This is a genomic window from Achromobacter sp. 413638 (assembly GCF_043119405.1).
GTDB lineage: Bacteria > Pseudomonadota > Gammaproteobacteria > Burkholderiales > Burkholderiaceae_B > Achromobacter.
Window position 1 is genome coordinate 37,499 of record NZ_JBICCO010000045.1, and the last position, 12,238, is coordinate 49,736.

The following is a 12,238-nucleotide window of genomic DNA, read 5'->3' on the forward strand; positions in this document are numbered from 1 at the left end:
GTGGCCATGAACACGGATCCGGCGGGCCACGTCGCCCAGGACTGGGAGAGCACATGTACGCATACCTAGGCTGTCGCACCACGCGCGAGCGCAATGCGCGCGGCGCGGGCATCTCGGTGTTCAAGGTGGATCCGGCCAGCGCCCGGCTGGAACTCGCGCAGGTGCTGGAAGGGCTGGTGAACCCCTCCTACCTGGCGCTGAACGCGCGCGGCGACCGGCTGTATGCCGTGCACGGCGACACCACCGGCATCAGCGCCTACGTGGTCGATCAGGGCGACGGGCGGATCCGCCCGCTGAATCGACAGGAAACGGGCGGCCTGAATCCCGTGCATCTGGCCATCGATCCGACGGGACGGCACGTGATCGTGTCCAACCATATCGGCGCCAGCGTCGCCGTGCTGCCGATCGGCGCCGATGGCGAGCTGGGGCCGGCCAGCCAGCTGCTGCCGCTGGAAGGGACGCCGGGGCCGCATCGGATCGAGCAGAAGCAGGCCAAGCCGCACGCCAATCCTTTCGCGCCCGATGGCCGCCACGTGATCGTGCCGGACAAGGGGTTGGACCGGATCTTCTCGTTCCGCTGGACGGATGGCTTGTTGACCGCCGCCGCGTCGCCGGTCGCCGTGGCGCGCGAAGGCGCGGGGCCCAGGCATCTGGCCTTCCACCCGGCGGCGTCCCACGCCTATTGCGTCAATGAGCTGGATTCGACCGTGACGGTCTATCGGTATGACGCGGCCAGCGGCGCGCTCGAACCCATGCAGATCCTGCCCAGCGTGCCGGATACGCACACGGGCAACAACCGCGCCGCCGCCATTCTGGTCGATGCCCGGGGCGAACGCGTGTATGTGTCGAATCGCGGGCACGACAGCATCGCCGCGTTCCGGGTCGACGCGGCCAGCGGCCGCCTGTCCTGGATCGGCGCCGTGGCGTCCGGCGGACGCACGCCGCGCAGCATGGCGCTGATGCCGGGCGGCGATTGGCTGTATGCCTTGAACGAGGAAAGCGACAGCATCGTCGCCTTCCGTGTCGACGCCGCGAGCGGCGCGCTGGCGCGCATGCCGGGAGAAACGCGCACGGGCAGCCCGGTCTGCATGGTGTTCGGCGGCGCGCAGGCTTAGCTCAGGCGCGCCCGCGCGCCGGCCGCGCGGCGCGGAAAATTCGGCGCCGGTTTGACTTAAGGCAAACCGACCATGAAGCAGCTCTATAGTTTGCAACCCCTCTGCCGTAAGCGGGTTGAAGGAGTTTTGCCGGTCACGACACGCCAGACATGGTGGAAAGCCCGGCCAGACTATAGGGAAGTACGAATATGAAACGTCTGCTCGGCATGTTGTCGCTACAGCGGAAATTCCTGCTGCTGGGTGGGTTGAGCCTGATCCTGTTCGCCGTCCCGTTGCTGCTGTACGTCAAGGCGTCGTGGGAGACCGCGGCGCAGAAGCGCCTGGAGGCCGCGGGCGCGCGCCCGGTCGCCACGTTGCTGCAGGCCGTGCGCCTGGTGCAGGCGCATCGCGGGCTGTCCAACCTGCATCTGAACGGGGGCCGCGAGGCGGGCGAGGAACGACGCCGGCTGGCGCCCGGCGTCGATGCGCAATGGCGCGAGCTGGACACGCGGCTGCGCGAGGCGGCCGCGCCCGCCTCGGCGCTTGCCACGCTCGATGCGCTGGCCCAGGAATGGCGCGCGCTGCGCAAGCAGGTGGATGACGCGGATATCGCCGCGCCAGCGAGCTTCGAGCGCCATACCGCGCTGGTCGCGCGGCTGCTGCTGTTCAAGAACACGCTGCTGGATGATTTCAAGCTCAGTCTCGATGCGGACCTGGGCGCGTCCGCGCTGATCGCGGCGGCCTATCAGGACCTGCCCGTGGCGGCCGAGACGCTGGGCCAGGTGCGCGCCCGCGCGGCGGCGGCGCTGGCGGCCAGCGAGCCGGGCGCGGCCCAGCGCCTGGCGGTGGACACCGGGCTGGCGCGCGCGCGCGACATGGGCGCGAACATCGCGCGCAACCTGGAACGCGCGCGAACCGGCGCGCCGGCGCTGGCGGCGCAGATCGATGCCGCCGCCGGGCGGGTGCGGCAGGCGCTGGACGGCATGGATGAACTGACGCGCGCTTCGCTGGCGCGCGCCGCGAGCCTGGCGGACGAGGAGCGGCGCGGCTATTTCGGCAAGGCCACCGCGCAGCTGGAGGCGCTGTACCGCGAGATCGACGGCGCCACGGCGCTGGCGACCGGGCTGCTGGAGCGCGAGGTGGCTCGGATCGGGCGCGAGCAGATCGCGCTGTGGAGCGTGCTGGTTGTCCTGGCGCTGGCCGCGCTCGCGCTGGGCGTGCTGATCGCGCGCTCGATCGCCGGGCCGCTGGTCGAGGCGGCGGCGCTGGCGCGGCGCGTGGCCGAGTCGGACCTGAGCGCGCGCGCCGCGCCGCAGGGGCGCGACGAGACGGCCCGGCTGCTGGCGTCGCTGAACCGGATGAGCGAAGGACTGAGCGGCACGGTGCGTCAGGTGCAAGCCGGGGCCGCCGCGATCGAAGGCGCGGCGGGCGAGATCGCCGCCGGCAACCATGATCTGTCGCGTCGCACCGAGGAACAGGCAGCCAGCCTGGAGGAAACCGCGGCCTCGATGGAGCAGTTCACGGCCACGGCGCGCCAGAACGCGGCCGAGGCGCTGGCCGCCGGCGAGCGCGCCCGGGGCGCGGCCGATCTGGCCGACCAGGGCGGGGCGGCGGCGCGCGAGGCCAATGCGGCGATCGGCGCGGTCCAGGGCAGCGCGGCCCGCATCTCGGAGATCATCGGCGTGATCGAGGGCATCGCCTTCCAGACCAACATCCTGGCGCTGAACGCGGCGGTCGAGGCCGCGCGCGCGGGCGAGCAGGGCAAGGGTTTCGCCGTGGTCGCCAGCGAGGTCCGCAGCCTGGCGCAGAAGTCCGCCACGGCGGCGCGCGAGATCAAGGACCTGATCCAGCTGTCCGTCGAGCAGATCGAGGGCGGCGCGGCCAAGGTTTCGCGCGCGGGCGCCGTGATCCAGGGCCTGGTGACCGAGATCCGCGAGGTCTCGGGCCTCGTCGGCGGCATTGGCGCGGCGGTGGCCCAGCAGACGGCGGGCATCGAGCAGGTGAACCAGGCCATCGCGCAGATGGACGACATCACGCAGCAGAATGCCGCGTTGGTGGAAGAGGCGGCCGCCGCGTCGGAAAACCTGCTGTCGCAGGCGGCGGCGATGAACCGCATGATGGCGGTGTTCACGCTGCGGGACGAGCCTGCCGCCCGGCGTGTCGACAATTTAATCCCGTTGCGCGGCTAAAGTCGCGGCCCCCGCTGCCGTAAGTTCGGTGAGGCGATGTGGCGTTCCGGATGGAACCGGCATCGCCGGCCGGGCCCGGCCCGGGCCGATGCATTGAGATGAGAGCATGAAAATTACTTCGCTGCGCAACCGGATCCTGTTGATCACGGGGCTGACCGTGGTGGGGGCGCTGGCCCTTTCCGGCGTTACGACCTACAAGATCGTGCGCGACAACATGATGTCGGCCATCGCCGGCACGCTGGACGCGGTGGCCAACGGCAACGCCAGCGCCATCGAGCGCTGGTCGGCGGACAAGGCCCAGGCGGTCTCGGCCACCGCCGCCGTGGTGGAAAAGGGGGACCCGCGCGGATTGACGCGCCTGATGGGTCAGACCAACGATTTCCCCATCACCAGCGTCGGCTGGTCGGACAAGACCTTCTTTTCCACGGCCAACACGCCCGCCGACTACGATCCGACCTCGCGCCCCTGGTACAAGAGCGCGGTGGAATCGGGCAAGCTGACCGTGACCAAGCCCTACGGCGATTCCGGCACGGGCAAGCCCTACGTGGCCTTCACCACGCCCATCGTGCGCGAGGGCAAGACCATCGGCGCGCTGAGCGGCGCGGTCGCGCTGGACGGCGTCAAGGCCATCATCCAGGCCATCCATCCCACGCCGTCCAGCCTGGCCTTCGTGCTGGGCAGCGACGGTCAGGTGATCTCCCACGTGGACGACAAGTTCGCGCTCAAGCCCGCCACCGAGGTGGCGCCCGAACTCAAGCCCGAGGCGCTCAAGGGCCTGGCGCGCGACGGCGGCGAGCCGGCGGTGATCACGCTGGCCGGCGCCGAGAAGCTGGTCAAGGCCAAGCGCATTCCCGGCACCGACTGGTATCTGGTGGTGGCGCTGGACAAGGCCGAGGCCACGGTGGGACTGACGCAGGTGTTCAACGCCACGCTGATCGCGCTGGTGGTGCTGACGCTGGCCGCGCTGGCCATCGCCAGCCTGATCACCTCGCGCGCCTTCAAGCGCCTGTCCGCCGTGCGCGACGCGATGGACACGATTGGCTCGGGCGATGGCGACATGACGCACCGGCTGGACGTGGTGGGCCACGATGAAGTGGCGCAGATCTCCAAGTCCTTCAACGCCTTCGTCGACAAGATCAGCACCGTGATGCTGGACGTGCGCGCCGGCGTGGGCTCCATGAGCACCGCGACCAGCGAGATCGACATGGGCAACCGCGACCTGTCGCAGCGCACCGAGACCTCGGCCGGCTCGCTGGAGGAAACCTCGGCGGCCCTGACCCAGCTGACCTCCAGCGTGAAGCAGACCGCCGAGACCGCCGAGCAGGCCACGCGCCTGGCCACCGAGGCCAGCGCCGCCGCCGAGCGCGGCGGCCAGGTGGTGTCCGACGCGGTCCACACCATGGGCGCGATCTCGCAGTCGTCCGAGCGCATCACCGAGATCATCAGCGTGATCGACGGCATCGCTTTCCAGACCAACATCCTGGCGCTGAACGCGGCCGTGGAAGCCGCGCGCGCCGGCGAGCAGGGCCGTGGCTTCGCGGTGGTGGCCGGCGAGGTGCGCACGCTGGCCCAGCGCAGCGCCGCCTCGGCGCAGGAGATCAAGGCCCTGATCGAGGCATCGGTGCAGAACGTCAAGAGCGGCACCGAGCGGGTGCAGGCGGCCGGCGTCACCATGACCGAGATCGTGCAGGGCATCGACCGCGTGCAGCGGCTGGTCACCGAGATCCACGGCGCCATGACCGAGCAGAGCGTGGGCATCAGCCAGATCGACCGCAGCGTGTCCGACATGGATCAGGCCACGCAGCAGAACGCCGCGCTGGTCGAGCAGTCGGCCGCCGCGGCCGCGTTGCTGAACGACCAGGCGCGCGCTCTGGCCGGCACCGTGGCGCGCTTCAAGCTGCGCGGCGATCTGCGGCAGGCGGGGCCGGCGCTGGCCCTGAGCCACGCCTGAGGGATCGGGCGGCGCGGCGGAACGTCCCGCCGCGCCGGCTTGCGGCACAATAGGGCGTTTCCACGCCGCGCCGGCGCCCGCCGGCCCAAACCGCCATGTTCCGTTTCGAATGCAAGGCCTGTGGCCAATGGCATGAAGGCATGCCGGCCTTCGACGCCGAAGCGCCGCTGTTCTACTACCTGATTCCCGAGCATGAACGCGCCGCGCGCTGCGAGCTGTCGTCCGACGTCTGCGTCGTCGACGGCAAGTATTTCTTCGTGCGCGGCTGCATCGAAATCCCCGTGCATGGGGCGGACGAGCCCTTCGTCTGGGGCGTCTGGGTGTCGCTGAGCGAAGCCAGCTTCAGCCAGTACCTGGACAGCTACGACGAACCCCGGCGCGCGCACCTGGGGCCGTTCTTCGGCTGGCTGTCCGCCAGCTTCAAGGTCTATCCGGAAACGGAAGGCAGCCTGAAGACCCACGTCCATCTGCGCGACGACGGCGTGCGGCCCTACATCGAGCTGGAACACACCGATCATCCGCTGGCGCGGGAACAGCGTCAGGGCATCGATGCGGCGCGGCTGGCGCAGATCTACGCGGCCTACATGCACGCCTGAAGGCGGCGCCGTGCTGGTTGGAGGTCAGCCGCCCAGCGCCCGCAGGTTGAGCGTATGGCTGCGGCCCAGCCAGACCGCGCAGTCGCGGTGGTCGCGCAGCGAGTCGCCGGTGTTGGGATGCGCGAACACGTCCAGCGCGCCATGGTTCAGCGCCAGCCAGGTCATGATCTCGGCGAACTCCGCCGGCGGGAAAGCGATCTGGTAGCTCCAGCACGGGTGCGGCCCCACCAGCTTCTCGTGGAAGCGGCCCATCTCCATCCTGTCGCCGAAGCGCGCGATGACGCGTTCGCGCAACGCGTGGGCCGCGTCCCGGCTGGCCGCGTCGAAATACACGTGGGCGTGCCAGCCGCTCACGGCGGCGGGCTCGAAGTCGATATCAGTCGTGCTCATGTTCTTGCCTGGCTGGGCCAGCCGCTCGCGGCCGGCGGTGTAGGGGGCGCGTCTCAGCCGCCGGCCAGCTTGGCGCGATGGCCCAGCTTTGCCAGCGCCTGCGCGACGCGTTCGCGGTGGTCTCCCTGGATCTCGATCACGCCGTCCTTGACGGTGCCGCCGCTGCCGCAGGCCGTGCGCAGCTGCTTGCCCAGCTGCTCCAGCGCCGGGCCGGCCATCGGCAGGCCGCGCACCAGCGTCACGCTCTTGCCGCCGCGGCCCTTGCTCTCGCGCCAGATGCGGGCCACGCCGTCGCCGGCGGGGGCCGGCGCGGCGGCCTGGCAGGCGCAGTCGGCGACGGGGCGGCGGCAGGCGGGGCACATGCGGCCGCCGTCGGTGGAATAGACCAGGCCGCCTATGGATTTGTTTTTCATGAGCTTATGGCGTGAAGCGCGGGACGATGACGCAGTGTATCGCCTTGCCCGGGCGCGGATCGGCCTGGCGCCTGGCCGGCCAGGGATCGCGGGCCGGACAGGGGGGGCAGCCCGTCAGCGGATTGCCAAGCGACCTGCGGTATGGTGTCGCCTTTCCGGGACCCGCGCGCCTGTCCCAGGCCCGGCCCCATCCATCCGCAGGGAGCAGAACTTGAAATACCGCAAACTCGGCCGCAGCGGCCTGGACGTCAGCCTGATCGGCCTGGGCACCATGACCTGGGGCGAGCAGAACACCGAGGCAGAGGCGCACGAGCAGCTCGACTACGCGCTGGCGCGCGGCATCAACCTGATCGACACGGCCGAGATGTATCCGGTGCCGCCGCTGGCGCAGACCCAGGGCCTGACCGAGACCTATATCGGCACCTGGCTGGCCAGCCGCAAGCGCCGCCAGGACGTGGTGCTGGCCAGCAAGGTCGCCGGCCCGGTGCGCGACCCCAAGCGTCCCGGCCACATCCGCGACGGCAAGACCTTCCTGGACCGCAAGAACCTCACCGCCGCGCTGGATGCCAGTCTGAAGCGCCTGCGGACGGACTACCTGGACCTGTATCAGCTGCACTGGCCGGACCGGACCACGGCGACCTTCGGCAAGCTGGCCTATCCCTGGACCGAGGGCGAGCAGACCGTGGCCATCGAGGAAACGCTGTCCGTGCTGCAGGACTTCGTGCGCGAGGGCAAGGTGCGCCATGTGGGCGTGTCCAACGAAACGCCCTGGGGCGTGGCGCAGTTCCTCAAGCACGCCGAGAACCAGGGGCTGCCGCGCATCGTGTCCATCCAGAATGCCTACAGCCTGCTCAACCGCGTGTTCGAGAGCGGCCTGTCGGAATTCTCGCGCCACGAAGACGTGGGCCTGCTGGCCTATTCGCCGCTGGCCATGGGCATGCTCTGTGGCAAGTACCTGGACGGCGCCCGGCCCGAGGGCGCGCGCCTGACGCGCTACGAGCGCTTCACGCGCTACAGCAATCCGCAGGCCGAGGCCGCCACCGCCGAGTACGTGGCCCTGGCGCGCCGGCTGGGCCTGTCGCCGACGCATCTGGCGCTGGCCTTCATCAACCAGCAGCCCTTCGTGACCAGCAACCTGATCGGCGCGACCACGCTGGCGCAGCTCAAGGAGAACATCGACAGCGTGGAGGTCACGCTGCCGCAGGAAGCGCTGGACGGCATCGCGCAGATCCACGCGCGTCATCCGAACCCGGCGCCCTGAGGCCGGATGCCCAGCGTTACAGCCTCAGGCTGTACACCTGGGCCGTCTCGCCCCACGGGTGATAGCCGACGCCGTCGGGCTGGAAGCCGAACTTCTCGTAATAGCCGCGCAGATCTTGCTCCACATGCAGCGCGCACAGCCACGGATACAGCTCGCCGCGGCTGATGAAGTCGTTTGTGATGAGGCCGGCGCAGCCGATGAGGCGCGCGCCGTCGCGCAGCACATACCATTGCGGCAAGGGGTTCTCGGCGCCGATGCAGCGGGTGATGGCATCGTCGTACATCATCATGGTGTTCGCGCTGGCCCATTGCTGCTGGAAGTAGCGGATGGCATCCAGGCGGATGGCGGGTTCGTCGCGTACGGAAACGATCTGCACGGGCTCTCTCTTCGTGAATGGGCGCGCCGGTTCAGCCGGCCGTCTGCTGCATGCCGGCGGTGGCGCGCAGACTGTCCTGCAGCTGCGCCAGCACGCGGCTGGGCGCGTCGGCGCTCCACATCATACCCACCGCGCCAAAGGCCAGCGGCTCGGGCAGCCTGACGATGTCCACCAGTTTCAGGCGCTTGTACAGCTGCGCCACCGAACTGGCCAGCGTCGACACATAGCCGGTTTCGTGCAGCAGCGCCTGCAGCGCCACCAGCGAGGCGGTCTCGATGCGCGGCGAGGGCGTGGCCACGCCGGCCTGGGCGAAGGCCTCTTCCAGCCTGCCGCGCGATACCGTGCCCGCCGGCGGCATGATCCACGGATGCGCGGCGGCCTCCTTCCAGCCGGGCCGCCGCAGCCGGGCCAGCGGATGGCCGGGGCGCGTCACGATGCTGAAGGTGTCGCGCATCAACGGTTCCATGCGCAGCCCGGCCTGATGGCCGCGCACATCCAGCGGCCCGACGATCAGGTCGAGTTCATGGCGCTGCAAGCGCTCGATCAGGGGCGTGACCAATCCCTCAACCACTTCCACGTAGATGCCGGGGAACTCGCGCTGCAAGGCCGCGATGGCGCGCGGCAGCAGCACCGGCGAGGCCGACAGCACGGTGCCCACGTGCAGCCGGCCGGCGATGCCGGATTTCACGGACTCGATTTCCTCGCTGGTGCGCCGCAGATCGCCCAGCATGCGGCGCGCATGCCGCGCCAGGACTTCTCCGGCCTCGGTCAAACACAGTCCCCGGTTGCGCAGGAACAGCGGCGTGCCGACCAGGTCTTCGATGTCGCTCAGCCAGTGCGATACCGCCGGCTGCGTCATGTGCATCAGGCGGGCCGCGGCGGTGACGCTGCCGGCCGACGCCAGCGTCAGGAAAATCTCCAGGTGCCGCAGCTTCAGGCGGCGCGCCCAGGCGATGTGGTCCAGGTTCCAGTCCATGCTGTGGCTCCGCCAGGTATGAGTAAACGCTAATGGAAAGCTCAGGATTATTCATTTGTCGGCCATGGTTGGCGATACCAGAATACCCGTAGCCCCCACCACTTCCGGTATCCGACATGCCCAGACTGACTACTGCCGTCTGGCGGCACCGCCGCCAGCAGATGAATGACCTGATGGACGCGCTGCGCCTGGACGCGCTGGTGTTCACCTCGGCCGACTTCTTCCAGTTCGCCACCAATTTCCATACCGACGTGCTGCCCTGGGAGCGGCCCATATACGCCGTGGTGCCGCGCGACGGCGATGGTTTCCTGGTGATGAACGAGCTCTCGACCAACCACATGCGCTTCTCGCGCGAACAGGGCAAGGTCTGGATCACCGACGTCAGCTTCTACGCCGAGCATCCGCGCGTGGTCGAGCGCCTGCCGCTGCCGTCGGAGCTGCCCGAACTGCTGGCGCAGCGCCTGGCGCGGGCGGGCCTGGCGCGGGCGCGCGTCGGGGTGGAGGGCGGCAGTCTGGCGCTGACCGCCGCGGCCGCGCAGCTGCCCGACCTGCGCCTGCTGCCCTGCACCCGCGAATGCCGCGCGCTGCGCTGGCGCAAGCACGAGGAAGAACTCGCGGTGATGGCGGCGATCGGCTCGCTGGCCGACTGGTTGCAGGAACGCTACCGCGAGAACATCCGTCCGGGGCGGCTGGTGCAGGAGCTGGATTGCGCGATGGCCGCGCTATGGGTGCAGGAAGCCGCCGAGCGCTTTCCGGGCGAGCAGTTCGAGGTGATCCGGGCCTGGACGCTGAGCGGCCCGGCGTCCGCGTCGCCGCATGGCGATGGCGCGTCCTGCGGCGCGCGCATCCGCGAAGGCGACGTGTTGGTGAACATCCTGATTCCACGCCTGAACGGGCTGGCCATCGAGAACGAGCGCACCTGGTTCTGCGGCCGGCCCAGCGCCGAGCAGGCGGCCTTGTGGACGGCGGCGCGCGACGCCAACCTGGCCGGCATCGAGGCCGCGGTCAGCGGCCAGCCCGTCAGCGGCATCGACGCCGCCGCGCAGGCGGTGATCGAGCGCGCGGGCTACGCCGCCCACATCCGGCACCGCACCGGCCATGCCATCGGCATCATCCATCACGAATACCCGGAGAACATGGCGTTCTGCCATCGGCCGCTGGAAGACAACGAGGTGTATTCCGTGGAGCCCGGCCTGTACGTCTACGGCATCGGCGGTTTTCGCATCGACGATACCGTGGTCGTGGGCCGCGAGCCGCGCACCCTGACCGCCACGCCCAAGACGCTCGACTATGCCACGGTCCTTTGAACTGACGTGCGCGCCGGCCTTGGCGCGGGTGCTGGCCGGCGGCTCACAGCCGCAGGCCGGCCTGCGGCAGCTGGACGCGGCGCTGGCGCGGGACCTGGGCCATCGCCTGTTCACCGTGCTGGCGCTGGACTGGGCGCGCGGCCTGAGCGTGCGCCACTACAGCAGCGCGCCGCTGGCCTATCCGCCGGGCGGCGCCAAGCCCATCGTGCCCGGTGGCGAGTTCCATGCCCGCGTCATCGAGGCGGGCGAGCCGCGCTTCTGCGCCGACGCCGACGCCATCCGCGCCGCCTTTCCCGACCACGAGCTGATCCTGTCGCTGGGCTGCGAATCGGCCGTCAATGTGCCGGTGCGCTGGAACGGGCGCACGCTGGGCTCGCTGAACCTGCTGCACGAGGCGGGCTGGTATGGCGAGGACATGCTGCCCGTCCTGCGCGTCTACGGCGCGATGGCGGTGCCGCTGCTGCAGCAGATCCATCTGGACCGATCACATGACCACACGACCACAGGGGAAACACCATGAACATCAAGCGAGCGCTGGCCGCGTTTTTGCTGGCCGGGCTGTCGCCCGCCGGCGCGCAGGCCGAGGCGCGGTATCCGTCCAAACCCATCACCATCGTCTATCCCTACGCGCCCGGTTCGGCCTCGGACACGCTCAGCCGCGTGGTCGGGGAGGTATTGCAGAAGGCGCTGGGCCAGCCGGTGATCGTCGAGAACAAGCCCGGCGCGGGCGGCACCATCGCGCTCGAGTACGTGTCCCGCGCCCAGCCCGATGGTCACACGCTGGCCTTCACCGCCAGCGGCGCGATGGCGGTGAGCCCGCATCTTTACAAGCTGCGCTTCAAGCCCACGGAAGACCTCGCGCCCATCACCACGCTGGTCGAGATTCCCTTTGTCTTCGTCACCCGCGCCGATGCGCCCGAGCGCGACCTGCAAAGCTTCATCCGCAAGGCCCGCGCCACGCCTGGCGGCGTGACCTCGGCCAACGCGGGCATCGGCACGCAGGCGCACCTGACGCAGATGCTGTTCCTGAACGCCGCCGGCATCGATCTGAACGTGATCGCCTACAAGGGCGGCGCGCCCGCCGTCAACGATCTGATGGGCGGACACCTGGACTCGATGATCGACAACGCCGCCGCGCAGGCCGGCTACATCCAGGCGGGCAAGGTCCGTGGCCTGTTCGTCACCAGCAAGTACCGCGTGGCCGCCTATCCGGACGTGCCCACGGCCGAGGAGGCCGGCCTGCCCGGATTCTCGGCCGTGGGCTGGTTCGGCCTGGCCGCGCCGCGCGGCACGCCCGACGCGGTCATCCAGCGGCTGAACGCCGCGCTGGTGGCGGGGCTGGGCGAACCCGCGGCGCGCAAGCGCCTGACCGATGCGGGCTGGGTGCCGGTGGTGGGCACGCCCGAGGAGGCGCGCGAACGGGCGCGGGCGGACCTGGACGCGCTGGGCAAGGTGGTGCGGCAGATCGGCCTGCAACCGAATTGACCGGTCAGCGCCGCTGTCGCGGGGCGGCGGTCTCAGCGGGCTGCGCAGCCCGGCGCGCGCGGCAGTTCCGCGCCCGGCGCCAGCAGCAGGCGCGCATTGCGTCCGGGCACATAGGACAGCGTGCGCGCGCGCCACGCGGGCACGTCGGCATAGGCCACCTGCGCGTCCTTGCCGCGGGGCGGGCGGCCGGCCCCGGCCCC

At 70.2% G+C, this 12,238-nt stretch carries 12 protein-coding genes; 8 read left to right on the forward strand and 4 right to left on the reverse strand.

The annotated features are described in order from the left end of the window. The first annotated feature begins 53 nt into the window (after positions 1–53). The 4 genes from ACEU5R_RS18495 (at position 54) to ACEU5R_RS18510 (ending at position 5,830) form a co-directional block, all read left to right on the forward strand. Entirely contained in the window at positions 54–1,115 is a 1,062-nt protein-coding gene (locus ACEU5R_RS18495; protein ID WP_392411177.1) for a lactonase family protein, read from the forward strand. 188 nt (positions 1,116–1,303) lie between these two features. Next, positions 1,304–3,283, forward strand: a complete 1,980-nt coding sequence (locus ACEU5R_RS18500; protein ID WP_392411178.1) for a methyl-accepting chemotaxis protein — start codon at positions 1,304–1,306, stop codon at positions 3,281–3,283. Positions 3,284–3,389: 106 nt separating this feature from the next. Then, on the forward strand, positions 3,390–5,234 hold the full coding sequence (locus tag ACEU5R_RS18505; protein WP_103276067.1) for a methyl-accepting chemotaxis protein: 1,845 nt from the start codon (positions 3,390–3,392) through the stop codon (positions 5,232–5,234). 95 nt (positions 5,235–5,329) lie between these two features. After that, entirely contained in the window at positions 5,330–5,830 is a 501-nt protein-coding gene (locus tag ACEU5R_RS18510; RefSeq protein WP_392411179.1) for a DUF2199 domain-containing protein, read from the forward strand. Between the two features lie 24 nt (positions 5,831–5,854). Here the strand turns inward: ACEU5R_RS18510 and ACEU5R_RS18515 are convergent, their stop codons facing one another. Both ACEU5R_RS18515 and ACEU5R_RS18520 read right to left on the reverse strand, forming a co-directional pair. Next, positions 5,855–6,220 carry a DOPA 4,5-dioxygenase family protein gene (locus ACEU5R_RS18515; RefSeq protein WP_392411180.1) on the reverse strand — a complete coding sequence of 122 codons (366 nt, stop codon included), beginning with the start codon at positions 6,218–6,220 and terminating at the stop codon, positions 5,855–5,857. A 53-nt stretch (positions 6,221–6,273) separates the two neighbouring features. After that, complete coding sequence (locus ACEU5R_RS18520; RefSeq protein ID WP_103276064.1) at positions 6,274–6,633, reverse strand: translation initiation factor Sui1; 360 nt, start codon at positions 6,631–6,633, stop codon at positions 6,274–6,276. Positions 6,634–6,844: 211 nt separating this feature from the next. Here ACEU5R_RS18520 and ACEU5R_RS18525 point away from each other — a divergent pair, with 211 nt between their 5' ends. After that, entirely contained in the window at positions 6,845–7,894 is a 1,050-nt protein-coding gene (locus ACEU5R_RS18525; protein WP_103276063.1) for an NADP(H)-dependent aldo-keto reductase, read from the forward strand. 16 nt (positions 7,895–7,910) lie between these two features. Here the strand turns inward: ACEU5R_RS18525 and ACEU5R_RS18530 are convergent, their stop codons facing one another. Next, a complete protein-coding gene (locus tag ACEU5R_RS18530; RefSeq protein ID WP_392411183.1) occupies positions 7,911–8,270 on the reverse strand; it encodes a hypothetical protein in 360 nt (119 codons plus the stop codon). Between the two features lie 31 nt (positions 8,271–8,301). Beyond that, positions 8,302–9,246, reverse strand: coding sequence for a LysR family transcriptional regulator (locus ACEU5R_RS18535; RefSeq protein WP_392411185.1), 945 nt, complete (start codon positions 9,244–9,246; stop codon positions 8,302–8,304). A gap of 116 nt (positions 9,247–9,362) precedes the next feature. Here ACEU5R_RS18535 and ACEU5R_RS18540 point away from each other — a divergent pair, with 116 nt between their 5' ends. From ACEU5R_RS18540 to ACEU5R_RS18550, 3 genes are read left to right on the forward strand one after another with little or no spacing between them, the layout of a single operon-like run. Next, positions 9,363–10,553, forward strand: a complete 1,191-nt coding sequence (locus ACEU5R_RS18540; RefSeq protein WP_392411186.1) for a M24 family metallopeptidase — start codon at positions 9,363–9,365, stop codon at positions 10,551–10,553. After that, positions 10,537–11,073, forward strand: a complete 537-nt coding sequence (locus ACEU5R_RS18545; RefSeq protein ID WP_392411187.1) for a GAF domain-containing protein — start codon at positions 10,537–10,539, stop codon at positions 11,071–11,073. The genes ACEU5R_RS18540 and ACEU5R_RS18545 overlap by 17 nt, the downstream gene beginning before the upstream one ends. Beyond that, positions 11,070–12,038 (forward strand): Bug family tripartite tricarboxylate transporter substrate binding protein, encoded by a 969-nt coding sequence (locus ACEU5R_RS18550; RefSeq protein WP_392411188.1) that lies wholly within the window; start codon positions 11,070–11,072, stop codon positions 12,036–12,038. The genes ACEU5R_RS18545 and ACEU5R_RS18550 overlap by 4 nt, the downstream gene beginning before the upstream one ends. Positions 12,039–12,238: the final 200 nt, after the last annotated feature.